Here is a 24,954-nt window from a genome sequence, read left to right on the forward strand (position 1 = left end):
TGCGCAAAGCGCACCTTCTGTGATTCAGCAAATGTCGTTTAACGGGCCGTACCAAGGGTAACATCAGCCTCATCACGCAGCGCTTTAACAAAAGCTGCATAGGTAGACTGGCTGTTAGCCTGCGCCAGACGCTGGCGGATGGCAGAAACTGTTGCATCATCCGCCGCTTCAGGCGCATGTACTGCAGTCAGTTCAATCAGTGCTACGTCGCCACTGCCTAACAGGGCCACACGGCGGGATTTGCCTTCAGCCGGCGCCAGAGTGAACAGGGTATCAAGCAGATTACGTGGTAATTGCTGATCACCACGATTCACGTTTTCAACGGTTTCCCAGTCCAGTGAACGGGCTGACAGAGAGTCAGTAATGTCATTACCACTTTCAAGCTGAGCCAGCTGAGCTTCCGCCCAGTCCTGCGCAGCCTGCTGCGCCTTCTCGCTGCGCAGAGACGCAGTGATAGACTCTTTTACTTCATCCAGTGACTTGGTGCGTTGGGCCTCATGTTCGTTAACACGTACTACTATTACGGTGCTGGCATCAAGTTCGATGAGATCGCTGTTCACCTGCTCTTCGATTAATTCAGGAGAGAATACGTCATTAACCACCTGAGGATTATCGATTTCTGCAGGTACGTCGTTACGGGTAAACAGAGTAGTAGTCTCAATCGATGTATTGGCAATGGCTGCCACTTCATCCAGAGTATCCGGTACTTCGAAGGCTACTTCTGCCATACGGGACTGAAGTTCATAGAAACGATCAGTGGCTTTTTCAGTGATGAGGTTTTCACGGATTTCACCGGCAACATCACTGAAAGGCTTAATGGTTTCAGGCTTCAGATCGGTCAGTTTGATGATATGGAAGCCAAACTCTGTTTTCACGACATCAGTCACATCACCCACATTCTTAAGTGAGAATACTGCTGAGTCGAAAGCGTCGTCCATCATGCCGGGCGTGATGTAATCAAGATCACCACCATTTTCAGCAGAGAAACTGTCTTCAGAGCTTTCTTCTGCCACGGTTGCGAAGTCTGCACCGCCTTTAATTTCTGCCAGCAATGCTTCTGCTTTCGCTTTTGCAGCCTCTTCATCATCGCCGGTTTCAATCAAAATATGCGAGACGCGACGCTGTTCTTCATCACGGTACTGGTCTTTATTTTCTTCGTACCACGCAGACACATCATCGTCAGACACCGTCACGTCGCCTTTTAAATCATCGACTGACAATTTGACATAGGCCACGCTGACTTTTTCTTCAGTATCAAACGAAGTGATGTTGGCATCGTAATAACCCTGAATATCAGCATCAGAAATTTCAACTTCGTCAGCAAACGGCGCGGCATCCACAACGACATAGCGGGCATCGCGGGTCTGAGCCTGTAAGTCAAATACACGGCGGGCTTCACCGGGCAGGGCGAAATCAGACACGCCAAGCGCGCGTGTCAACTGTTCACGGGTTAACTGTGTACGCAGGAAATCGCGGAAATCTGACGGCTGGTAACCGTTCTGACGTAAAAGGGCCAGGTAACGGTCGTTGTTAAACTGTCCGCCAAGCTGGAATTCAGGCATGCTGCGAATGGTGTCACGGATTTGATCATCACCCACACGTAAACCTAATTCGCGGGCTTTCTGCTCAACCAGCTTTTCGTCAATCAGGCTGTCCAGTACACCGCGGCGGAATTGCTGCATGTAACCTTCATCAGCAAACAGCGCTGATACGCTCTCACCGTATTGTGATTCCATACGGCTGCGCTGTGACTGATAAGCACGCTCCAGCTCATTCAGACCAATTTCTTCGCCATTTACAGTGGCGGCGACAGTTTCACCGGAACTGTTCAGGTAACTCCCTACACCGGCAAAAACAAAGCTCAGCACGACCAGACCAATGATAATCATTGCCCACGGGCCTTGCGAACCTTCTCGGATTCTCTCTAACATGACTTACTTTCAACTCCGTTGCTTACTGCTTCGCTCCGGCTTTGTTCAACACTCACCGGAAAAATATGGCAGATTATATCGATTCCCCGTGCCAAAGGCGATAATCCCGTCAGTCAATTTGCAGGAAATCCGTTGAATTCCAATAGATAGAGTTGGGTGACAGCGGAAAATGCGGGCAGGAGAAATAAAAAAGGCGATGGTACTGACCATCGCCTTTTATCGAATCTTTTTCTGCTTAGTTACAAGCGTCTTTCAGAGCTTTACCAGCTTTGAAAGAAGGAACTTTAGCAGCTGCGATTTGAATAGTCTCACCAGTTTGTGGGTTACGGCCACTACGCGCTGAGCGTTCGCGAACCGCAAACGTACCGAAACCTACCAGTGCAACCTGATCACCTTCTTTAAGCGCTGCGGTAACTGCATCAGTGAATGCATCTAATGCACGGCCTGCAGCAGCTTTAGAGATATCTGCACCAGCAGCGATTTGGTCGATGAGTTGAGACTTGTTCACAATTATGATCCCCTTCGATTGTTATTATACTCTTGTCCGAAAACAGTGATGTCTTCAGAACGTTATAACAAGCTTGATTTCGACAATCAAGCTAAGTGTTACAATTAATTAACGTTTAATGAATCGCTGCAATCCCTTTAGAGACAAGGCTTCAAGCGAGTACGTAGTAAAGGTAACACAACTTCTGACAGTTGAAAGCCCTAAATTTAAAAAAAAAGGTTAATTTGGGGCTGTAATGGGTGTTTTTTGAGCAAACAGTTCAAAAAAAGGCTACATCCCGCGAATTTACTGGTATGCAGCCAATTTCTACCGTTACTTATTAGCGACAACTTTAAAAGACTCAACAGGCTCCTGCAGAGCAATATCGAGTACTTCATCAATCCATTTAACCGGATGGATAGACAAGTCCGCTTTCACGTTTTCAGGAATTTCTTCCAAATCACGTTCATTCTCGTGTGGAATGACGACAGTTTTAATACCGCCACGGTGTGCAGCCAGCAGCTTCTCTTTTAATCCGCCGATTGCCAGCACTTCTCCGCGAAGGGTAATTTCACCGGTCATGGCAACATCACATTTCACCGGATTACCTGTGAGCGTGGATACCAGTGCGGTGCACATTGCAATACCGGCGCTCGGACCATCTTTTGGCGTGGCACCTTCGGGCACGTGTACGTGGATATCACGCTTTTCATAGAAGTCTTCGTTGATGCGTAGTTTTTCGGCACGGCTTCTCACTACAGTCATCGCCGCCTGAATGGACTCCTGCATCACGTCACCCAGAGAACCGGTGGTGGTCATCTTGCCTTTGCCGGGTACCGCAGTGGTTTCGATAGTCAGCAAGTCTCCGCCTACCTGTGTCCATGCAAGGCCGGTCACCTGCCCTATCTGGTTTTCTTTATCCGCTTTACCATAATCAAAACGCTGCACGCCCAGATAGTCTTTCAGGTTATCCTGGGTCACAACGACTTTGTCTTTACTCTTACTCAGCAGAATATCTTTTACTGCTTTACGGCAAACTTTAGAAATTTCTCTTTCCAGGCTTCGTACACCCGCTTCGCGGGTATAGTAGCGAATCATACCGATGATAGCGGACTCTGTGATATCCAGCTCTTTGGATTTAAGGCCGTTACGTTCCATCTGTTTGGAAATAAGATGACGTGTCGCAATATTCAGTTTCTCATCTTCGGTGTAACCCGACAGACGAATCACTTCCATCCGGTCGAGCAGTGGCCCGGGAATATTCATGCTGTTTGAGGTCGCCACGAACATAACATCAGACAGATCGTAGTCGACTTCAAGATAGTGGTCGCTGAAGCTACTGTTTTGTTCAGGATCTAATACCTCGAGCAGCGCCGACGACGGATCACCTCGCATGTCAGAAGACATTTTGTCGATTTCATCAAGCAGGAAGAGCGGATTCTTCACCCCTACTTTGGCCATTTTCTGAATCAGTTTGCCCGGTAATGAACCGATGTAAGTACGACGGTGACCACGAATTTCTGCTTCATCCCGCACCCCGCCTAATGCCATACGCACGTACTTACGTCCGGTGGCTTTGGCAATAGACTGACCCAACGAGGTTTTACCCACGCCCGGAGGACCGACTAAGCAAAGGATTGGACCTTTCAGCTTTTTAACCCGTTTCTGTACCGCCAGATATTCAACAATGCGCTCTTTTACTTTCTCCAGACCATAGTGATCTGCATCCAGTACTTTCTCAGCCAGTGACAAATCTTTCTTCACTGCACTGCGCTTATGCCAGGGAACATTGGTCAGCCATTCAATATAACTGCGCACCACGGTGGCTTCTGCCGACATGGGAGACATCATTTTCAATTTCTGCAACTCAGCCCGTGCCTTATCTTCGGCATCTTTAGGCATCTTCGCTTCTTCAATCTTTTTGCTCAGCGCCTCAAACTCGTCCGGTGCATCATCCAGTTCACCCAGTTCTTTCTGAATGGCTTTCATCTGTTCATTCAGATAATACTCGCGCTGGCTTTTTTCCATCTGCTTTTTCACGCGGGTACGAATTTTCTTTTCGACCTGCAGCAAATCGATTTCGCCTTCCATCAGCGCCATCAGGTACTCAAGACGCTCGTTCACGCCTTTCATTTCCAGTACCTTCTGCTTCTCAGCCAGTTTAAGCGGCATATGAGCAGCCATGGTATCGGCGAGACGGGCAGCGTCATCGATGCCATTAAGCGACGTTAACACTTCCGGCGGGATCTTCTTATTCAGTTTTACATATCCCTCGAACTGGGATACCGCAGAACGGATAAGTACTTCCTGCTCATTGTCAGACAGTAGTTCATCTTCAACACGGCTTACTTGCGCCACGAAGAATGGCTCAGCCTGCTCGTACTGATGAATTTCACCACGAACATTACCTTCGACCAGCACTTTCACTGTGCCGTCAGGCAGTTTTAATAACTGTAAAATAGTGGCTAATGTGCCAACCTGAAAAATGTCATCAGATTCAGGCTCATCAACACTGGCATCCTTCTGTGCAACTAAAAAGATTTGTTTATCATTTTCCATCGCTGCTTCAAGACAACGGATGGACTTTTCCCTGCCAACAAATAGCGGTATGACCATATGGGGATAAACGACTACGTCCCGTAAGGCAAGTACGGGGATCTCAATGCGATCTTCACGCTCAACTGTCATACGTGTTCTCTGTATTGTTCATAATGTGAATTGATATGGGGATGCACAGGCAAAGTTCAATCAATCCTGTGTTAAACCTTGTTACTTTTACCATTATCGATTTTTAATGATGGTGCAACCTTTTTGTGCCGGAGAGCAGAGCAAAGTCAAATGACTGTACAAATATACGACGAAGGCAGGTTATCGCTTATTACAAATGATAACTATTCCCAATAAAATAAACCTGTTATGCTCAAGAAATTGGAAAAAATACAGTTAAAATCTTATTCTTCAAAGATATCAAGATTGCAGTGAAACTTGTTATGACATCATCTCCATCAAATTCCGGATTCACGCTCATTGAGCTGGTTATTGTTATTGTTATTCTCGGCGTACTGGCAGTCACCGCAGCGCCCCGTTTCATCGATCTTCAGGATGACGCTCAGGCGGCCAGTGTTCAGGGTGTGGGAGCGGCCTTTGCTTCTGCTATTAATCTGGCCCGTTTAAAGTGGCGTGCCGGTGGTCACACGGGGCCGGTGGATAATCTGGATGTGTTCGGCAACGGACAAAACGTCATTGATTTTAATCAGTATGGCTGGCCTGCACAGAGCTATACGCCGTATGAAGCCAGCCCGGTAACGGACAACGCCTGGGATTGCACATCGTTATGGAATGCCTTGCTTGCCAGCGGCAGCCCCACGGTTGCAGAAGATACCTCGGCGGACTACCAGGCCACCTATGCAGACGGTACCTGCACCTTTATTTTGCAGGCACAACCGGCGTTTTCCGTCTATTACAGTTCACTGACCGGTGAAGTCACCATCGATGACACCTTGTAACAGCCCTGCCATTTCACGGTAATTGCGGCTAACCGGATGCCGGATGACCCGGTGACAGATAACAAAAAAGGTCCCGAAGGACCTTTTTCTTTATCTTACATGACAATCACTCAGAGACCGCTTTCTTCTCTTCGTTCTTGTACATCAGAATAGGTTTAGATTCGCCTTTAATTACAGACTCGTCGATAACCACTTTGCATACGTTTTCCATTGAAGGTAAATCGTACATGGTATCGAGCAACACTGCTTCAACGATAGAACGCAGGCCACGGGCACCGGTTTTACGTTGCATCGCCTTTCTTGCGATGGCGTGCAATGCATCATCACGGAATTCCAGTTCAGTTTCTTCCATGGCAAAAAGCGCACCGTACTGTTTGGTAATGGCGTTCTTCGGCTCACGAAGGATCTGGATCAGCGCTTCTTCGTTCAATTCTTCCAGGCTGGTCACTACCGGCAGACGACCAATGAACTCCGGAATTAACCCGTACTTCACTAAATCTTCCGGCTCTACCCGTTTAAACAGATCGCTGAGTTCCTGCTTGCTTTCTTTAGACTTCACCGACGCACCGAAACCAATTCCGGTATCTTTATTCGCACGCTGCTCAATCACTTTATCCAGACCGGCAAACGCACCACCACAGATAAACAGGATTTTAGACGTGTCGACCTGCAGGAATTCCTGCTGAGGATGCTTACGTCCACCTTGAGGCGGAACGGATGCAACCGTGCCTTCAATCAGTTTCAGCAGCGCCTGCTGAACACCTTCACCTGACACATCACGTGTAATAGAAGGGTTATCAGACTTACGGGAAATCTTGTCGATTTCATCAATGTAGACAATACCGCGCTGGGCTTTCTCTACATCGTAATCGCACTTCTGCAACAGCTTCTGAATGATGTTTTCAACGTCCTCACCCACGTAACCGGCTTCGGTCAGGGTGGTGGCATCGGCCATGGTAAACGGCACATCCAGTAAACGGGCCAAAGTTTCCGCCAGTAACGTTTTACCGCTACCAGTAGGACCAATTAGCAGGATATTACTCTTACCCAGCTCAACACCCTCGTGCACATCACCATTGCGCAGGCGCTTGTAGTGGTTGTACACCGCTACAGACAGCACTTTCTTTGCGTGTTCCTGACCAATGACATAATCATCAAGGTGTGTATGAATTTCTTGTGGTTTAGGAAGTGCATCCTGCTTTTGCTTTGGTGCAATTTCCTTAATCTCTTCACGAATAATGTCGTTGCATAATTCAACACACTCATCGCAAATAAAAACGGACGGTCCCGCAATCAGCTTTCTGACTTCATGTTGGCTTTTGCCACAAAAGGAACAGTACAAAAGCTTATTATCACCGTCACCGTTCTGCTTGTCACTCATTACTTTTTGCCTCTGCCTTTCCTGAACAAACGAAAATCGTGCGGGTACACGAGTTCAGGATTACTATAACTATACTACTTAGTGGCGGCTGCGTCAGATCGATTTGTTAAAATCTGATCGATTAGGCCATAATCCCTGGCTTCTGCTGCACTCAGGAAGTTATCCCGGTCTGTATCCCTTGCAACTTTTTCGTAATCCTGGCCAGTATGTTCGGCCATCAGACGATTCATTTTCTCTTTAATAGAAAGAATTTCTTTCGCGTGAATTTCAAAATCCGACGCCTGTCCCTGGAATCCGCCCAGCGGCTGGTGAATCATTACCCGTGAGTTAGGTAAGCAGAAACGCTTCCCTTTGGTACCGCCTGATAACAGGAAAGCGCCCATGCTGGCCGCCTGACCAATACAAACCGTGCTTACGTCAGGCTTAATGAAATTCATGGTGTCGTAAATCGCCATGCCCGCCGTCACAGAACCACCCGGAGAGTTGATATAAAGATAAATATCTTTTTCCGGATTCTCAGCTTCAAGGAAAAGCATTTGCGCGACGATGAGGTTCGCCATGTGGTCTTCAACCTGACCCACTAAGAAAATCACATTTTCTTTTAGCAGACGGGAATAAATGTCGTAGGAACGTTCACCTTTAGACGTCTGCTCGACGACCATAGGCACCAATGCATCTTGTGGTTCAAATGGGTTTATCATATCTACCTTGATTTCTTAGCGTTAAAAACAAAAATGCCCGGAAGGTTCCGAGCATTTAAGCAGTTGCTGACAGGTTAAGTCAATCAGAGGGTAATAAATTACGCCTGTTTGTTCATAACCTCGTCAAAAGCTTTGGTCACTTCCTGAGTTTTAGCATTTTCTAATACCCAGTCGATGGCCTGCTCTTCCAGTGCAACATTGCGCATCTGGTTCATCAGTTCTTCGTTAGCTTTATAATAGTCCACAACTTCCTGAGGATCTTCATAAGCTGACGCTGATGTTTCAATTAATTGCATTACTTTTTCGTCGTCTGCTTTCAGTTCGTTCTGCTTGATGATTTCACCCAGCAGTAAACCGATGCGTACGCGACGGATTGCATTGTCAGTGAACAGTTCTGCAGGCAGTTCTGGCATGTTCTGGCCACCAGCTTGCTGACTGAAACGTTGTTTTGCCTGTTCACGCAGTGCATTTACTTCCTGATCGATCAGTGCTTTTGGCACGTCGAATTCATTCTTTTCGATCAGCTTAGAAATAACATCTTCTTTTACGGTTGTTTTCAGCGTTTGAGTCAGTTCGCGTTCCATGTTTTTACGCACTTCCGCTTTCAGGGCCTCAACGCCGCCTTCTTCAACACCGAACAGCTTAGCAAATTCGTCGTCAACGTCCGGCAATTGCTTGCCTTCTACTTTCTTAACGGTAACGTCAAATACTGCAGCTTTACCTTTCAGGTTCTCTGCATGGTAGTCTTCAGGGAAAGTCACTTCTACAGTCACTTCCTCGTCTTTCTTAGCACCTACCAGCGGCTCTTCGAAGCCTGGGATCATACGACCCTGGCCAAGCTCAAGGGTAAAGTCTTCTGCTTTACCGCCTTCAAATTCTTCGCCGTCAATTTTACCAACAAAATCGATAACTACACGGTCGTCTTTCTTCGCTTTACGCTTAACTTCTTTCCACGTAGCGTGTTGCTTTTGCAGCGTCTCCATCATGTTATCGAGGTCAGCGTCGGAAATTTCAACCACTGGCTTCTCAATTTCGATGTCTGCAACGCCCTGAACTTCAACTTCAGGATACACTTCAAATGCCGCAACGAACTCTAAATCCTGGCCATTTTCATCTTTAACCAGTTCAAAAGAAGGCATGCCGGCAGGGTTAATTTTTTCCTGAACGATTGCCTGATAGAAGTTCTGTTGCATTACGTCACCAGCAACTTCCTGACGCACAGCAGCGCCAAAACGTTTCTGGATTACGCTTACTGGTACTTTACCAGGACGGAAACCGTTGATGCGTTGCGTTTTTGATAATTGTTGAAGACGCGCTTTAACCGCAGAATCAACAGAATCTGCTGGAACGGTAATAGTAAGACGGCGTTCTAAACCCTGGGTCGTCTCGACTGAAACTTGCATTATGTTACCTCAACTGTGCGTCTTAAAGTGACGCTTTGTTTGAATCCCCTTCCCGTCCTTGCCATATATCGGCGCGTTACACCGGGTTTAGAGGGAGTGTTATTCAACAGTGTTAAACCATTGTTTAAACACATTGGTTAAAAAAAGACGCGGTAGTATACAAGCAGGTTTTTACAGAGTCGAGAGGGATTAGCAACAAATAACAGGAAAAACCGGAGATAACGGGACATTTATCATCAGGTGATGACAATTAGGGATATTATTGGAAATAAATAATGGTCGGTGAGACAGGATTTGAACCTGCGACCCCTTGGACCCAAACCAAGTGCGCTACCAAACTGCGCCACTCACCGAACTGAGTATTTCGAAGACGTGAGAAATGCTTCAAAAGACACCGGCATAACCGGCTAAAGATATGTTGCACTCACATTCCCTGAGGGAAAAGTGGGGTGGACGATGGGACTTGAACCCACGACAACCGGAATCACAATCCGGGGCTCTACCAACTGAGCTACGCCCACCACAGAGAGTGCAATTACAAACTTCTTAAGTCTACCCGAATACTGACATCTTGTCAGTATTTCCTGCGAACTCACCGATGGCGCGTCCGGCAGGATTCGAACCTGCGACCCACGGCTTAGAAGGCCGTTGCTCTATCCAGCTGAGCTACGGACGCCCGACGAATCGAAGCTTGCAATAGTGGTCGGTGAGACAGGATTTGAACCTGCGACCCCTTGGACCCAAACCAAGTGCGCTACCAAACTGCGCCACTCACCGACTGTGTAAGGCAGTTAATGTTCCCTGCCGTTACGGGGTGCGAATACTATAGCCAACATCCCATCTCGTCAAACACTTTTTTCAATAAAAATTCCGACCGCTCAGATTACGCGCAATCGTCTGTTTTTTTGACCAATCCGCTGATCTTTTAAGCGCATTTTCACTTTGGCAAGGTGTTGTAAGTTGTGAAACAATATAAGAGTTAACGTAATGAAATGAGAAGAACATATTCATGAGTGCCCACCTGATTGATGGCAAAGTCATTGCCAAACAAGTTCGCCAGGACGTAGCAAGCTACGTTGAATCTTTAAAAGAAGCCGGAAAGCGTTGTCCCGGTCTGGCCGTTGTACTGGTAGGCAGTGATGCTGCCTCACAAGTATATGTGTCTAATAAACGTAAAGCCTGTGAAGAAGTCGGGTTTGTTTCCCGTTCTTTTGATTTACCGGCGAGCACCAGTGAAGAAGAATTACTGGCTGTGGTAGATCAACTCAATCAGGATCCTGAAATCGACGGTATTCTTGTGCAATTGCCGCTGCCTGCCGGTCTCAATGCTGAACGTGTACTGGAACGTATTGAGCCGCACAAAGATGTTGACGGCTTCCACCCTTACAATATTGGTCGCCTGGCGCAACGTATTCCTGCTCTGCGTCCTTGTACGCCTAAAGGTATCATGACCATGATTGCTGCCACAAAACGTCCTGTAAAAGGCCTGGACGCGGTTATTGTGGGTGCCAGTAATATCGTTGGTCGTCCTATGAGTCTGGAATTACTGCTTGCCGGCTGCACTGTGACAACCTGCCACAAGTTTACACAGGATTTAAAAGCCCACGTCAGCCGTGCAGACTTGCTGGTTGTGGCTGTGGGTAAACCCAACTTCATTCCCGGTGACTGGATTAAACCCAGTGCGATTGTGATTGATGTGGGTATCAACCGGGTGAATGACGGTTCTCTGGTTGGCGATGTTGATTTCGAAAACGCGAAGACCCGCGCGGGTTGGATCACGCCGGTACCGGGCGGCGTAGGCCCTATGACTGTTGCCAGCCTGATTGAAAACACGCTGGAAGCGTACGTTAAGTACCATTCATGACAGACAATCAGAGGGTGGCTGCCGCCACCCGCGACTGGGTAGAAAAAGTAGTGATAGGCTACAACTTCTGCCCTTTCGCCAAACCCGTTTTCACACCGGACCTGATCCGCTACGAAGTGGATGATTCCGGTAATCCTGCAGACATCCTTGAAACCGTTTATCAGGCTTGCCAAACGTTGCGTGAGTCACCGGAAATAGCTACGACACTGGTTATTTTCTATCGCTGTGGCAATGATTTCGACGATTATCTCGACATTCTCGGTATGGCGGAGCGCCTGCTGGACGCATCCGGTTTCAGCGGCGAGTTTCAGCTGGCCAGCTTTCATCCTGATTATCTTTTCGAAGGAGAAGACCCGGATGATGCCAGCCATTACACGAACCGGAGTCCCTGGCCGGTGCTGCACATTATCCGTGAAAAGGATATTGAAGAGGCCATGAAGAACAAGGACGAATCATCCGCAATTTACGAGCGTAATATGCGTAAAGCGTCAAGCCTTGGCAGCCAGCATCTTGCACAGTTGCTGGCATCACTGCGTCAGGGTCAGGGCTGAAGCGTCCGGAATTTCAGATAGCGGATGTCAAATTTTCCAGCCCGGGCAGAAAAGCACGGGCCTGATATTCGGAAAGCTCAAATACCCATTCGGATATCCAGCGTGGTGAGTCCGGGGTATCAATCCACAATTGAAAACGTCCGCGCGGGTCCGGTGCTGAAAGATAAGCCATGACTTCAGTGCCATCTTCCAGAGAAAAGATAACCTGACTGATCAGTGATACCTCACTCCACTTATGCTGCAGGAAGGGTTTGACACCATCAAAGTCGAAGCGCAGCATCTTATCAACTGTCTGACCTACTATGGTTGGATATCTCAGTGCGGCAGTAGCCTCATCATTGCCTGCAATCTGCCAGCCATCAGCGGTCTCTCCTTCACGGTTTAACGTCAGCAGGGGCTGCCCTTCAATTTCAACATCCACAGCACTGATATCTGAACTGTTAAAAGCGAAAATCTCACGGCTTAACCAGTCGCTGCGCTTTTCCGGTAACGGCAAAGTTTTGTTTACCAGCAGGCTGGTAGACGCTTCAGGCTGCCGCACATATGTGCCACGGTTACCACTGGCCGCCCTTCCCACGAGCAACGAAAAGGCTTCCTTTTCGCCGCCAATCTCAATCAGCAAAGAGCGGGCATCACTATCTCTGACACTTTCAACGCCCAGACGGTGATAAAATTCCGGCTGTGATGTTTTAGGCTCCAGCACTTCCAGACTGTTCAGAGCATTAGCAAAATTCGCCAGCTTTTTCATGTCCACCGGAAAGGTCATAATGGTGTCGAGGTGAGTTGCAATCCACCTGTCAGTATCTTTCACGGCAGCAAATACCACCCCTTCGTGGGTTTCAATTTTAATCCGCTGAATATCTTTTGCCGCTGTCGCCAGCTCGCTTTGCAATTCATGTTCTGCGGATGCTTCCCGGGTAGTGCGGTCAGAATGACTTTGTAACCAGCCGGCAACACCGGCACTGGCAGCAACTAACCCCGATAATATAAGAACGCGTAAATTCATGACTGAGTTTCTGTCCGGTATGCTTTTCCTGCTCTGCGTTTGAAGATAAACGCCAGTAACCATAACAAGCCCGTCAGCACAGCAGGTGCCAGGGCTATATTCACTATTTTCAGTTTATCGCCAAGACGGTCTATCTCGCGGTCAAGCTGATAGCGCACTTCGCGAAGTTCACGGCGAATATCAACTCTGCGGGCAATGTACTTATCTATTGCCTCCTGCTGTTGACCGGTAAAGACAATGGTACCGCCCTGCCCCTGCTGTCCCTGAAGCTCACGTAATTTCTGCTCCGTCTGGATCAGCTCTTCCTGCAACTGTTCTTCCTGCTCGCGGTATTTACCTTCCGCCGCCGTCTCCAGGGCCTTTACCCTTTCAAAGGGGCGCACATAGGTGCCACGGGAGCGGATACTGATGAGCGCATCGCTGCCGGTGAGGTTTTCAATTGCATTGACAATAAAGTCACCGTTATTCGCAAACGGCGTAAATACCGTATCTCCGAAGAACGCCGTTTGTTGCACCCAGTAACGGTCTGAAAGCATATCTGCGTCTGCCACCAGCACCAGATTCAGATTATCAGTCTGCCCTTCATAGGTCGCCGCTTTAGCCGGATCTTTCGGTGCACTGAAATATGAGCGGGCTTTACCACGGTAACGGGCGGCAACGGTGTAGGTTTCTGTGTTTCCGCCGAATCCACGGTGCAACGCTACCGGGTTAAGGGTCTGGGCATAGTTATCTGCATTGGTCAGCCCTGAGTTAACGGAAGAACGTATTAGCGTATGCATAGACAAGCCGGCTTTTTTCACCGTTTCCAGGGCACCGAAGGATGCGCCGTTTACTGAGTCCAGATTGGCAGTGATCACATCATTACGATCGAGCTGAGCTGCGGTGAGCCCGAGAATGCCAAAATGCTTCACTATCGCACCGTTTTCATTTCGCAAATCAAAAGCCAGTTGAGCATCAAGGACGATATTGGTTAAATCCGCCTTAATTCCCCAGGCCTTCAGCAACGGAAACGAAGACGCGTTGGCACCCACTTGTTGCAACGAAGAAAGCGCATTTCCTTCATAATGAGGGTCAATAAAGGCCAGGATCCGGCCATTGTGCATAGCAAACTGATCAATGGCATACAGCAGGCCGTCTGACAGCGCTTGCGGATGCGCCAGCAACACCACATCGGTATCTTCCGGTAATCCATCAGCAGTACTGTTCACAATTCGAATGTTATACAGCTGCGCCAGTTGCTGATAAAACACCATAGGACCGGTGTATCGCCCGGTTAGAGGATCTTGTCCGCCGGCAACCGGTAAATCAGTGACCAGCGCCAGCGTCAGCGTATCCGGATTACTCAGGCGATAAATCAGTTTACTGATTTCATATTCAAGAAACTGCTCGTTCTTAGGATCAAAGAACGGGATGGTGAACTGATCATCCAGCAAATTCGTGCCGGCAAGACCAAAGTAAATCTGTTCTCCAACATTACCCAGTGCCGCTCCTGTGAGTCCGAACTGATTGGCTTTATCTTCGTTTTCCGAAAAAGGCACAGGGTCAACGATTTGCAGTTGAACTTTACCGCCGGACGCCTGTGCATATTCACGCAACAAACTTTCTACTCTGGCGGCATAGTTACGCATTTTTGTCATACCCGTCGTCGCCGAATCGGAGTAGAAGAAGTACAACGTGACCGGCTCATCCAGACTGGTGAGCACATTACGGGTTCCCTCTGACAACGAGAACACCTTGTCTTCTGTCAAATCAATGCGATATTTGCTTAACAATTGATTGTTAATAAAAACCAGCAATACAAACAGCACTGCCAGCAGGCCAAGACTTAATACAGACAACCATTTTTTCTTCATCATGATCACCCTGCCTTGTTTTGTTCAGTGATCACGGCGTTTGCGGTCAGCCACACAAAGATGACCAGCAGAAAATACACCACATCATTCGCAGCCAGCACACCTTTTGACATAGCTTCAAAATGCGTGAGGAAACTGAAGGAAGCAACAGTATCCACCACGAAATTAGGTGCCCAGTTTTTAAAAACATCGACCACGATTTCCGAACCGCTGACCAGAAAGAGAAAACACACCAGCACAGACATAACAAAGGCAATAACCTGATTATGTGTTAACGCAGACATACACTGACTGATGGCAAGAAAAGCGCCGGCCATCAACCAGCTGCCGGTATAAGCGGCAACGATGATTCCGTTATCCGGCGAGCCGAGATAATTAACGGTTAACCACAAGGGCGTGGTCATCAACAGAGCCAGTCCGAGAATTCCCCAGCATGCCAGAAACTTGCCGGCTACAGCCTGCGTTTCTGACACCGGCAATGTCATTAGTAATTCAATGGTGCCGGATTTTCTTTCTTCAGCCCAGCTACGCATGGCAATGGCTGGTACCAGAAACAAATAGAGCCAGGGATGAAAATTAAAAAATGGCAGTAAATCAGCCTGTCCTCTGGCGTAAAAATCTCCCATAAAGAAGGTAAACACGCTGCTCAGCACCAGGAACATTACCAGATAAACATACGCCACAGGTGTAGCAAAAAAGCTGCCGAACTCCCGTCGTGCAATGGTTAAACTTCTCATTACTGCACACGCTCCCCGGTAGTAATTTCACGGAATACATCATCCAGGCGACCGGTTTCAATGGTAAATTTGTCCACCGGCAGCCGGTAATGACTGACATGTTCGGTCACCGGCGTCATCAGCAACTTGCCATCTTCAGGGAACAGCGTGACATCGCCGGTTTCGCGGTTAACCACCATTTCATCGACACCATCAATTTCCGCCAGCCCGGAAATATCGGCGGCATAACTGAAATGCAGTGTGATGGCCTGGTGATAGCGGGAACGGTATTGCAATTCCTGCGGTGTTCCGTCAAACAACAATTTGCCCTGAGAAATGATCATGGCGCGGTTACACACAGCGCTGACTTCTTCCAGGATGTGGGTGGAAATGATAACGATTTTGTCTTTCGACAACGCCTTGATAAGTTCTCTTACCTGATGTTTCTGATTCGGATCCAATCCGTCTGTAGGTTCATCCAGAATAAGAATATCCGGATCATGCATGATAGCCTGGGCCAGACCAATGCGATGGCGGAACCCTTTTGACAATTTATCTATCTGCCTGTTCAGCACGTCTCCCAGTTCCACCTGCTCTATGACATGTTTGAGACGCTTCTGACGATGCTTACCTCTCAGTCCGCGCACACCGGCCACAAAATGTAAAAACTGAAACACTGTCATCTCACCATAAAGCGGCGCGCCTTCAGGCAGATAGCCAATACGCTCCTGCAATGCTTTCGCTTTGCCGGGCATATCCGCGCCGTCTATTTTGATTTTCCCTGATGAAGGGTCCAGAAAACCGGTAAGCATTTTCATGGTAGTGGACTTACCGGCGCCATTTGGCCCCAGAAATCCCACAATCTCTCCGGCTTTTATGGTGAAGGACAGGTTATCGACAGCGACAAGCTGATTGAACCGTCGGGTCAGATTTTCTACAACTATCATAGCGTTCCGTCTGCTACTGCTGGTAATAAAGGAAAATGCGGTGGTAAATCGTATCCGGCACCCGCGAAGGGAAACACTTTGCTGTGTCTTCATCTCAGGTCGCCGTTCCGGTGCCGTAGTTTGACATATTCAGCAACACCATTCACTGCCTGATTGCTAAACCCGGGAAAAAAGAAACCCCGTTGCACGCAACGGGGTTAAAGAAACTGGGATCCAGGGAGACCGCAAGCTGCCCAGTCAGGCTTGTGGTGATAAACAACGAAGCATACCTTAGCGGTATTTTATGAGATAATTATGACAATCAACCATTTATTTCAGGTAACCAGGTCGTGAGCTTTCCTGAATCTGCCACTATTGAACCTGTTGGCATTATTCACACACCGTTCAGGCAAAAATTTGCTATTCCCCGCCAGCCGAACTTAGCCGGTGCTAAAGGTCAGATTGTCATGCAGACTGACTATGCCAACCCGCAGGCCTTTAAAGGCATAGAGGCGTTCAGTCATGTCTGGTTATTGTTCTATTTCCATGAAACCGCTGCCAGAGGCTGGAAACCCGCCGTCAAAGCGCCACGGCTGGGCGGTAATGCCACACTGGGCGTATTTGCCAGTCGCAGTACGCACCGGCCAAACAGCATTGGTATGTCAGTGGTTAAAAATGAAGGTCTGTCAGTGGATGGCGACCGTGTTGTGCTGAATGTGTCCGGCGTTGATTTACTTGATGGCACACCGGTCATTGATATTAAGCCGTATATTCCTTACGCCGACGCCGTGAATGAGGCAGACGATACGCTCACCTCAAGCTCCCCCATTCCCCGCCGCAATGTCATTTTTACTGCAGAAGCAGACAAACAATGCCACGCGCTTTCCGCTAGGTGGCCGGATATCATCCCGCTGACGCAGGATATACTAAGCCAGGATCCCCGCCCCGCTTACCGGCATAAACTGGATGATGATGACAAAGTCTATAAAGTGAGTCTGTACGACGTGGATATCAGCTGGCAAATTATCAATGGTGACGTGGTGGTTTTATCACTCACGCCACTACCTGCCGGATAACAGAAAACTTAACCGGAAAAACGACTTTTGCGGCCTTTTCTATACTGCTAGAATGGCGCCGTTTTTATTTTTCTCTATAGGATGAACCACCGTAATGCGCACGAGCCAATATTTGTTGTCCACGCAAAAAGAAACACCTGCCGATGCTGAAGTTATCAGTCATCAGCTCATGCTGCGGGCAGGCATGATCCGCAAACTGGCTGCCGGTTTGTATACCTGGTTGCCGAGTGGTCTGCGTGTGCTGAACAAAATCGCAGATGTGGTGCGTGATGAAATGAATAAGGCCGGTGCAGTGGAAGTGTTGATGCCGGTGGTTCAGCCTGCTGACTTGTGGGAAGAATCCGGTCGCTGGGAAGAATATGGTCCTGAGCTGTTGCGCATCAAAGATCGCCATCAGCGCGACTTTGTTTTAGGCCCGACTCACGAAGAAGTGATTACCGCACTGGTGCGTAACGAAATCAGCAGTTACAAACAATTACCGCTGAACCTGTATCAAATCCAGACAAAATTCCGGGACGAAGTTCGTCCCCGTTTCGGCATTATGCGCGGCCGTGAATTCACCATGAAGGATGCATACAGCTTCCATATGGATGAAGCGTCGCTGCAGGAAACTTACGATAACATGTATCAGGCTTACAGCAATATCTTTACCCGCCTGGGTCTGGATTTCCGTGCTGTTATTGCCGACTCAGGTTCAATTGGTGGCGCGGTCTCTCACGAGTTCCACGTGCTGGCAGAGTCCGGTGAAGATGATATCGCGTTTTCGACAGAATCTGACTATGCAGCCAATGTGGAAATGGCTCAGGCTGTTGCACCCGCAACGAAAGCCGTGCCGTCAGGTGCTGAGGCAGAAGTTATCGACAAGCCAAAAGGGATCAGTGCAGAAAACTTCCTGAAAGAACAAAATACCGCATTAAAAGTCGTGCTGGTTAAAGGGCAGACTGAAGAAGATGCTCCGGAAAAGTGGGTGGCGCTGGTCTTACTTGACGAACACACTTTAAACGATATCAAAGCAGAGAAACTGCCACAGATTGCATCACCGCTGGTCATTGCCACTGAAGAACAGGCTAAAGACATTTTTGGTTGCTTCCCGTTGTACGCGAATCCGCTGACATCAGGTTTAGACATTATTGTTGACCACAGCGCAGCGGCAGCAGCAGACTTTGTTTGCGGCGCAGGTGAAAATGGTAAATTCATCATTAATGGAAACTGGACCGGTGTTATTGAAAGCGCTGATATCCGTGATGTGGTTGCCGGCGATCCTTCACCCTGCGGAAAAGGCACAATCGAAATCAAACGTGGTATCGAAGTAGGTCACATTTTCCAGTTAGGCGATAAATATTCTAAAGCCATGAACTGTGGTGTACTGGGTGAAACCGGTAAGCATCAAATTCTGACTATGGGTTGCTATGGCATTGGTGTGTCACGCATTGTGGCAGCAGCCATTGAGCAGAACCACGACGAAAACGGTATCATCTGGCCTGACTCGGTTGCACCGTTTAAAGTGGCGCTTATCCCGATGAATATGCATAAGTCTCAGCGTATCAAAGACGTTGCAGAGTCGTTGTACGAAACATTGACTGCTGCCGGCATTGAAGTGTTATTTGACGACCGCAAAGAACGCCCGGGCGTCATGTTTAACGATATGGAACTGGTCGGTATTCCCCACAGCATCGTTGTGGGCGAGCGCAATCTGGATAACCGGCAGGTAGAATATAAAAATCGCCGCACCGGCGAGAAAACCTTACTCTCTATAGATAACGCCGGTGAGTTTATTGCCGGTCTGTAAAACAGACAGAGATTAACACGGAAATTGCCGGGCTGCTGACGGCCCGGCGGCAATGCTGCAGGAGAAGGCATGCGAGTTACCTTTTATGGTGTCAGAGGGTCTATTCCCACGCCGGGCGCTGATTTCGTGCGTTATGGTGGTAATACGGCCTGTGTTCATGTTCAGTTGTCAGACGGCACAGATATCGTTCTGGATGCCGGCACAGGGATCAGGGCGCTGGGCAACGAGCTTATAAAGAAAACAACGCCTGTTCATATCCTGCTTACTCATAATCACTGGGATCACATTCAGGGCTTCCCCTTCTTCGCCCCTATTTACCAGAAAGATCGCGAAATTAAAATCATTCCCGGTATGACCACCCTGCCTGAGCACGACCGGATCCTTACCCAGATGCAAGGTTCCGTCTTTCCCGTACCGGCCAGTGCGCTGGCTTCTGATGTGACGGTAACCCCCATTCCGGAAGAGATTGACAGCTGGCGGTTAGGCAATGCGACAATTTCCAGGCTGCCTATGAACCACCCGGGAAAAGGCAGTGCTTATACGATTACTGAAAACGGTAAAAAGTTAACCTATCTCACTGATAACGAGCTCTACCCTCCCTATAAAAAAGAAACGGATTTTCTCAGTTTCGTGGACTTTGCCCGCGATGCCGACCTGGTTATCCACGACGCGCAGTATATGCTGTCAGATATGCCGGCTAAATCTGGCTGGGGACACTCTGTGGCTGAGGAAGCGGTGAAACTGGCGATGGCATCTAGTGTTAAACAACTGGCATTGTACAGCCACGACCCGGACCGTACTGACGATGACATTGACAAGGTGGTTGCTCACTGTCAGGAATACATTGAAATAGCGGAGTCGCCATTAGGTTTATTTGCGGCGGCAGAAGGCCAGACTCTCGATCTGTAAAGGATTATACGATGAAAATTTGCCGTTACTCAGTTCTGCCCGCTCTGTTACTGACAGCAGTCTTATGCAAAGGTGCGTATGCGCAGGAGGAAGCGGATAAATCATCCACCGATGCGCAGAAAGATGCTCCGGGTATGCTCAGTTCACGTTTCGAAGCCGACCACCGGGCACTGGATAATTACTTTGCCATCACACAGTACCAGACCAACTACCTTTTACCTGTTACCTATGTGACCAACCCGAACTCCGCCGGTAATCAGGATCTCACGCCTGAAAATGTTGATAACAGCGAAGCCAAGTTTCAGTTAAGTGTAAAACTGCCCCTGTATCTGCGGGGCGACACGGCCGATGGTATGTATTTCGGTTTCACCCTGACCTCCTTCTGGCAACTGTATAACAGCGAAGTATCGAAACCCTTTCGGGAAACCAATTATCAGCCTGAAGTGTTTTATCAGCAGGGAGCCGACATTACCCTGCTGGGATACGACTTTAACGCCTTCCAGGTAGGTTTTAATCATATGTCGAACGGACAGAGTGGCGAGCGCTCCCGCAGCTGGAACAGAATTTTTGCCTCGGTATTGTTCAGTGATTTTGATGACGTGTATTACCTGAAAACCTGGTATCGCATACCCGAAGACACCAAAGTGGACGAAAACGATCCTGCCGGCGACGATAATCCGGATATCAATGATTATTACGGCCGCATGGAATTGGGTTACGGCACCCGTCTTGGCAACTTCAAGGTGCTGGCCCTGTTACGCAATAACCTGAATTTCGGACACAACAGAGGCAGTATTCAGCTGAACCTGACCTATCCCCTTTCAAACCGGTACGAATTGCTGCTGCAATACTTTAACGGTTACGGCGACTCACTGATTGACTACAACCGCAGCCAGGAACGCATAGGTCTGGGCTTCCAGTTAACCTTCCTGTAGGTGATTTTACCGGATGACACCTGCCGCTCTGAACAGTTGCAGGTGTACATCTACCAGCGCAGCGATATCACGCTGATAGCCACCACCGATCACACAAGCTACCGGCAGCCCTTTTTGCTTACACATATCCAGCACCATTTTATCTCTGGCCAGAACACCCGGTGTGGTGATGTGCAGGTGCCCTAAATCATCATTGATGTGCACGTCGACGCCGGCATCGTAAATAACGAAGTCAGGTGAACACTGTCGAAACGCTAAGTGCAGCGTTTCATCAAGCGTCGTCAGGTACTCATCGTCCCCGGAGCCTTTCGCCAGCCCGATATCAATGTCTGAAGTTTGTTTGCGGTGAGGAAAGTTCTTCTCACCGTGCACTGATACGGTAAACACTGAGTCGTCATGCTCAGCCAGTTTGGCTGTACCGTCCCCCTGATGCACATCAAGGTCGATGATCATCACCGTATCGCAATCATCACGGGTCTGCGCCCTCTTCGCTGCCAGATACAAATCGTTAAATAAGCAAAATCCCGAACCGAAATCAGCAAAAGCGTGGTGGTAACCACCGGTAAGATTAAGCGCCAGTCCGTTTACCTGTGCCAGTGCGGCTGTCAGACAGGTCCCGCTGACAGCGGTGAGGGAACGGCGGATTAATTGCTCTGACCAGGGGAAACCTATTCTGCGCATGGCCTGGTGATCAAGGGTGCCGCCGCAAAGAGCGCTGACATAGTCTTGCTGGTAAATTGCCGTCAGATCAGCGGCTGTCAGCGCTTCAGGGGTTGTGAAATGGCCGGGTGGCACGCCGCAGGCTACCAGCGCATCATGGATCCCCTGATATTTTTCGATGGGAAAGCGGTGTCTGACCGGCAGATCAAGCTGACTGTAAACAGGATGAAAAACTAACGGAGGATAGGACAAATTCATAAGCGGCTGACTGCGTTTTCTTATACGTTAACATGAGGCGGCCGCTTTGTTGTAGTCCGGTTAATTTGTCAGTGACATCACCACCTGCTTCACATTTCCTTCCATTTCTCTCACGGCATCTGAAATATCGTTTCTGCGTGACAGGGCATGATACTTTTCTGACGATGTCACAGAATTATTGATAACCTGTTCAACCTGTTTAAGCACCGCTTCCTGTTCATCGGCAGCTTCATTCAGTACAACGACAACGCTGGCAGTTTCCTGTATATCTTTCACCACCAGATTCAGTGTTTCAAGCGCCGCGGCCGCTTCTCTGGCATTTACGTCTGCCAGCGATTTACCGGATTGCATGGCCACCACCGCCCCCTGCGCTTCAGACTCAAAGCTTGAAAGGATGCCGTTGATTTCCCGCGTTGACTGCTGGGTTTTGGCTGCCAGTGCCCGCACTTCGTCGGCAACCACGGCAAACCCTCTGCCATGCTCCCCTGCTCTGGCCGCTTCAATAGCCGCATTCAGAGCCAGCAAGTTGGTCTGGTCGGCAATTTCATTGATGACATTAACGACTTTGAGGATGTTATTGCTGCGTGATTGCAGGGCATCAACAATGTCACTGGACTGATTGACTGTCTCTGCAAGTTGCCTGAAGCCGTCATTAGCTTTTGAAAAGGTGGCGTAACAGGCAGCAACATTGGTTTCAGAGCTGTTAGTGGCGACGGCCACCTGGTCGGTGATGGCAACCAGACTCTGTACAATTTCTTTCAGTTTATCGGTACTGCTGTCCAGCGACTGACTGGTCTGGTGCTGTTCTTCTGCGCCGGCCAGAATAGCCTGACTCACGTGACTCAGCGTAATAACAGCGTGGGCAACCTGAGACTCAGCCTGCTTGAGTTGTTCAACTGAGCCCCGCAACTTATCCTGTAACGAGCGCGCAGAATCCGCCAGCGAGCCCAGTTCGTGCCCGCTGCGGTAATCAAGCTGGTAGTCATACCGGCTTTTTGCCAGAGCAGCAATGCAGGCCGCGATTTGCTTAACCGGTTTAATGACCTGTTTACGTAAACGTTGTACCACATACCAGGTAGTCAGTGCCGATAACACCAGTGCAGCGATCAGGATCATCCATAATGTGCGGCGGGTATCCGTTCTCAGGTTTTCAAAGGCATTGAAAGACTGCTCAGCGATGTTTGCTGCCACCTCTTCAAGTAATTCAGCAGGTTTGCGGTCAATGCCTTTCACGTAGGCGTCTGCCACCTTAGCATCGTAACCCGCTGCCACAAACGCGTCGAAGCCTTCACGGTACTTTTCTGCCATGTGATTATGGGCATCCAGAAATTCACGGATAGTGCTTTTGGCTTCCGCGCTTATCGCCTGATTCGTTAATAACTTGCGGAACCCCTCCTGCACGTCAGCTTCCCGTTGCTGAAACCGCTGCCAGTACTTTTCCCTGTTGTCATCGTCATAACCACGCAGCAACGTGTTTTTCCATTCCTGTACCTGCGTTTTAAAGGTATTCAGAATAGCTGTTACATCACGCTCTGACTGAACCAGACTGTTTTCCAGTTCATCAAAATGGTTGAGTAAGGCAAAAGATTTATACAGTGATGCAGAGTTAAGCATCACTAAGATAATAAGAGCTGCCATCACGGGTGTCATGACAAGCCGGCTGATACTGGAATATTTCAACATGGGAACCTGGTAAAACGCTTTTCGGGTAAATGTAATACTGAATCATTTAGACGAAAGTATTAGATGATGTTTTTATGACAGCAACATGACAGCAGGTTGCGAATGTCAGTTGAGGGAGTATGAAAAAGGGAAAGTCAGTATGTGCATTTATACGGAAGGTAGCGGCGAACCGGAACAATTCGCCGCCGGAAGTGACTGAATCTCAGGGTTATTCGGTTTCGAACGGTGCCAGTACCAGTTTGCCGATGGCTGAACCACTTTCAAGGATCTGGTGGGCTCTGAACAGATTAGCGGCATTGACCGGGCCCAAATGCTGGCCGAGTGTGGTTTGAAGCTCCCCCGCAGTAAGCATTTTGCTCACATCGCTGAGGATTTCATGTTGTTTAAGCATGTCACTGGTATTGAACAGAGAGCGGGTGTACATGAACTCCCAGTGAAGCGAAATACTCTTGCGCTTTAACAGACCGATATCCAGCGGACCCGGATCGTCTATCAGACCGAACTTGCTTTGCGGCTTCATTAAATCAGCCAGCGCGGCAATATGTGACTGCGTATGCGTGAGGCTGGCGACATAGTCAACACCCTCTAATGACAATGCTTCGTACTGCGGAGCCAGAGGTTGTGAATGGTCAAGTACATGATGTGCGCCCATTTTACTCACCCATTCCTTCGTTTCCGGTCTGGATGCCGTGGCAACAACAGTCAGACCGGTAAGTTTACGGGCGAGCTGAATAAGAATAGAACCCACACCACCGGCAGCACCGGTGACAAGCAGCACTTTATTTTTACTTTCTTCACCCCTGGCAACTTCAAGACGATCGAACAACAGCTCCCATGCTGTCAGGGAAGTCAGTGGCATGGCCGCAGATTCAACATCAGACAGCCCTTCGGGTGCCAGCGCAACAATACGCTCATCCACCAGCTGATATTCCGCATTGGTACCGCTACGGGAAATATCTCCGGCATAAAATACCTTATCGCCTTTTTTGAATAACGACGCATCGCTGCCTGTGGATTCAACGATACCCACCGCGTCCCATCCGAGGATTTTTATCTCATCAGCCGGAGGAGACACGCTACGACGTATTTTGGTATCTACCGGATTCACTGAAACGGCAAGCACTCTCACCAGCAGGTCTCTTCCCGCCGGCACAGGAGTTGCCATATTGATTGCCTGAATGGCGTTTTCAGTCAGCGTTTCAGACGCCTGCTTATAACCATATGCGCGCATGTTTTATCCCTTTGTTCAGCAAACTGCTCTACATGAATGTGCCACACGATAACGCTTCCTGACACGCAGACGCCAGAGGAAAATCGTC

The 24,954-nt window shown here is 48.8% G+C and carries 20 protein-coding genes and 4 tRNA genes; 7 read left to right on the forward strand and 17 right to left on the reverse strand.

The annotated features are described in order from the left end of the window. Positions 1-38 precede the first annotated feature (38 nt). The 3 genes from ppiD to lon all read right to left on the reverse strand — a co-directional run bounded on the left by ppiD (position 39) and on the right by lon (position 5,106). Complete coding sequence (ppiD, locus tag ACXAGC_RS03815) at positions 39-1,931, reverse strand: peptidylprolyl isomerase (RefSeq protein ID WP_474842562.1); 1,893 nt, start codon at positions 1,929-1,931, stop codon at positions 39-41. A gap of 235 nt (positions 1,932-2,166) precedes the next feature. Beyond that, the gene (gene hupB, locus ACXAGC_RS03820; RefSeq protein ID WP_119501982.1) at positions 2,167-2,439 is read right to left on the reverse strand and encodes a nucleoid-associated protein HU-beta; all 273 of its coding nucleotides are present in this window, start codon (positions 2,437-2,439) and stop codon (positions 2,167-2,169) included. Positions 2,440-2,751: 312 nt separating this feature from the next. Beyond that, positions 2,752-5,106, reverse strand: a complete 2,355-nt coding sequence (gene lon / locus ACXAGC_RS03825; protein WP_474842564.1) for an endopeptidase La — start codon at positions 5,104-5,106, stop codon at positions 2,752-2,754. A 302-nt stretch (positions 5,107-5,408) separates the two neighbouring features. Here lon and ACXAGC_RS03830 point away from each other — a divergent pair, with 302 nt between their 5' ends. After that, a complete protein-coding gene (locus ACXAGC_RS03830) occupies positions 5,409-5,924 on the forward strand; it encodes a prepilin-type N-terminal cleavage/methylation domain-containing protein (RefSeq protein WP_349588024.1) in 516 nt (171 codons plus the stop codon). A gap of 106 nt (positions 5,925-6,030) precedes the next feature. Here ACXAGC_RS03830 and clpX read toward each other — a convergent pair whose 3' ends face one another. From clpX to ACXAGC_RS03865, 7 genes are all read right to left on the reverse strand, one after another. After that, positions 6,031-7,305: an ATP-dependent protease ATP-binding subunit ClpX gene (gene clpX, locus ACXAGC_RS03835; RefSeq protein WP_119501985.1), complete on the reverse strand. Its 1,275-nt coding sequence runs from the start codon at positions 7,303-7,305 to the stop codon at positions 6,031-6,033. Positions 7,306-7,379: 74 nt separating this feature from the next. Continuing rightward, positions 7,380-8,006, reverse strand: a complete 627-nt coding sequence (gene clpP / locus ACXAGC_RS03840; RefSeq protein ID WP_119501986.1) for an ATP-dependent Clp endopeptidase proteolytic subunit ClpP — start codon at positions 8,004-8,006, stop codon at positions 7,380-7,382. Between the two features lie 98 nt (positions 8,007-8,104). Continuing rightward, positions 8,105-9,409, reverse strand: a complete 1,305-nt coding sequence (gene tig / locus ACXAGC_RS03845) for a trigger factor (RefSeq protein ID WP_474842567.1) — start codon at positions 9,407-9,409, stop codon at positions 8,105-8,107. A 276-nt stretch (positions 9,410-9,685) separates the two neighbouring features. Next, positions 9,686-9,762, reverse strand: a tRNA-Pro gene (locus tag ACXAGC_RS03850). A 92-nt stretch (positions 9,763-9,854) separates the two neighbouring features. Beyond that, positions 9,855-9,930, reverse strand: a tRNA-His gene (locus ACXAGC_RS03855). Positions 9,931-10,008: 78 nt separating this feature from the next. Next, positions 10,009-10,085 (reverse strand) — tRNA-Arg (locus ACXAGC_RS03860). Positions 10,086-10,109: 24 nt separating this feature from the next. Beyond that, positions 10,110-10,186 (reverse strand) — tRNA-Pro (locus ACXAGC_RS03865). Between the two features lie 232 nt (positions 10,187-10,418). Here ACXAGC_RS03865 and folD point away from each other — a divergent pair. Together folD and ACXAGC_RS03875 are read left to right on the forward strand one after the other, a co-directional pair. Next, positions 10,419-11,273: a bifunctional methylenetetrahydrofolate dehydrogenase/methenyltetrahydrofolate cyclohydrolase FolD gene (gene folD / locus ACXAGC_RS03870; protein ID WP_474842568.1), complete on the forward strand. Its 855-nt coding sequence runs from the start codon at positions 10,419-10,421 to the stop codon at positions 11,271-11,273. Further along, a complete protein-coding gene (locus tag ACXAGC_RS03875; RefSeq protein ID WP_474842570.1) occupies positions 11,270-11,824 on the forward strand; it encodes a DUF1415 domain-containing protein in 555 nt (184 codons plus the stop codon). Before folD ends, ACXAGC_RS03875 begins: the two co-directional genes overlap by 4 nt. A gap of 13 nt (positions 11,825-11,837) precedes the next feature. Here the strand turns inward: ACXAGC_RS03875 and ACXAGC_RS03880 are convergent, their stop codons facing one another. From ACXAGC_RS03880 to ACXAGC_RS03895, 4 genes are read right to left on the reverse strand one after another with little or no spacing between them, the layout of a single operon-like run. Then, positions 11,838-12,830: a DUF4340 domain-containing protein gene (locus tag ACXAGC_RS03880; protein WP_474842572.1), complete on the reverse strand. Its 993-nt coding sequence runs from the start codon at positions 12,828-12,830 to the stop codon at positions 11,838-11,840. Beyond that, positions 12,827-14,686, reverse strand: a complete 1,860-nt coding sequence (locus ACXAGC_RS03885; protein WP_474842574.1) for a GldG family protein — start codon at positions 14,684-14,686, stop codon at positions 12,827-12,829. The genes ACXAGC_RS03880 and ACXAGC_RS03885 overlap by 4 nt, the downstream gene beginning before the upstream one ends. A 2-nt stretch (positions 14,687-14,688) precedes the next feature. Then, entirely contained in the window at positions 14,689-15,420 is a 732-nt protein-coding gene (locus ACXAGC_RS03890; protein WP_119501991.1) for an ABC transporter permease subunit, read from the reverse strand. After that, positions 15,420-16,346 carry an ABC transporter ATP-binding protein gene (locus ACXAGC_RS03895; RefSeq protein ID WP_474842576.1) on the reverse strand — a complete coding sequence of 309 codons (927 nt, stop codon included), beginning with the start codon at positions 16,344-16,346 and terminating at the stop codon, positions 15,420-15,422. The genes ACXAGC_RS03890 and ACXAGC_RS03895 overlap by 1 nt, the downstream gene beginning before the upstream one ends. A gap of 329 nt (positions 16,347-16,675) precedes the next feature. On the opposite strand from ACXAGC_RS03895, the gene tsaA reads away from it, so the two are divergent. The 4 genes from tsaA (at position 16,676) to ACXAGC_RS03915 (ending at position 21,034) form a co-directional block, all read left to right on the forward strand. Then, entirely contained in the window at positions 16,676-17,401 is a 726-nt protein-coding gene (gene tsaA / locus ACXAGC_RS03900; protein ID WP_474842578.1) for a tRNA (N6-threonylcarbamoyladenosine(37)-N6)-methyltransferase TrmO, read from the forward strand. Positions 17,402-17,495: 94 nt separating this feature from the next. Next, positions 17,496-19,190 (forward strand): proline--tRNA ligase, encoded by a 1,695-nt coding sequence (locus tag ACXAGC_RS03905; RefSeq protein ID WP_474842580.1) that lies wholly within the window; start codon positions 17,496-17,498, stop codon positions 19,188-19,190. A 69-nt stretch (positions 19,191-19,259) separates the two neighbouring features. Continuing rightward, entirely contained in the window at positions 19,260-20,099 is an 840-nt protein-coding gene (locus tag ACXAGC_RS03910) for an MBL fold metallo-hydrolase (protein ID WP_474842582.1), read from the forward strand. Positions 20,100-20,110: 11 nt separating this feature from the next. Then, on the forward strand, positions 20,111-21,034 hold the full coding sequence (locus ACXAGC_RS03915) for a phospholipase A (protein WP_474842584.1): 924 nt from the start codon (positions 20,111-20,113) through the stop codon (positions 21,032-21,034). A gap of 6 nt (positions 21,035-21,040) precedes the next feature. On the opposite strand, the gene ACXAGC_RS03920 is transcribed toward ACXAGC_RS03915, so the two are convergent. From ACXAGC_RS03920 to ACXAGC_RS03930, 3 genes are all read right to left on the reverse strand, one after another. After that, positions 21,041-21,952: a histone deacetylase family protein gene (locus tag ACXAGC_RS03920; protein ID WP_474842586.1), complete on the reverse strand. Its 912-nt coding sequence runs from the start codon at positions 21,950-21,952 to the stop codon at positions 21,041-21,043. 60 nt (positions 21,953-22,012) lie between these two features. After that, positions 22,013-23,635 (reverse strand): methyl-accepting chemotaxis protein, encoded by a 1,623-nt coding sequence (locus tag ACXAGC_RS03925; protein ID WP_474842588.1) that lies wholly within the window; start codon positions 23,633-23,635, stop codon positions 22,013-22,015. A 208-nt stretch (positions 23,636-23,843) separates the two neighbouring features. Continuing rightward, positions 23,844-24,866: a zinc-binding alcohol dehydrogenase family protein gene (locus ACXAGC_RS03930; protein ID WP_474842590.1), complete on the reverse strand. Its 1,023-nt coding sequence runs from the start codon at positions 24,864-24,866 to the stop codon at positions 23,844-23,846. Between the last annotated feature and the right edge of the window lie 88 nt (positions 24,867-24,954).

The sequence above is a fragment of the Alteromonas sp. AWJ4_197 genome, assembly GCF_056160285.1.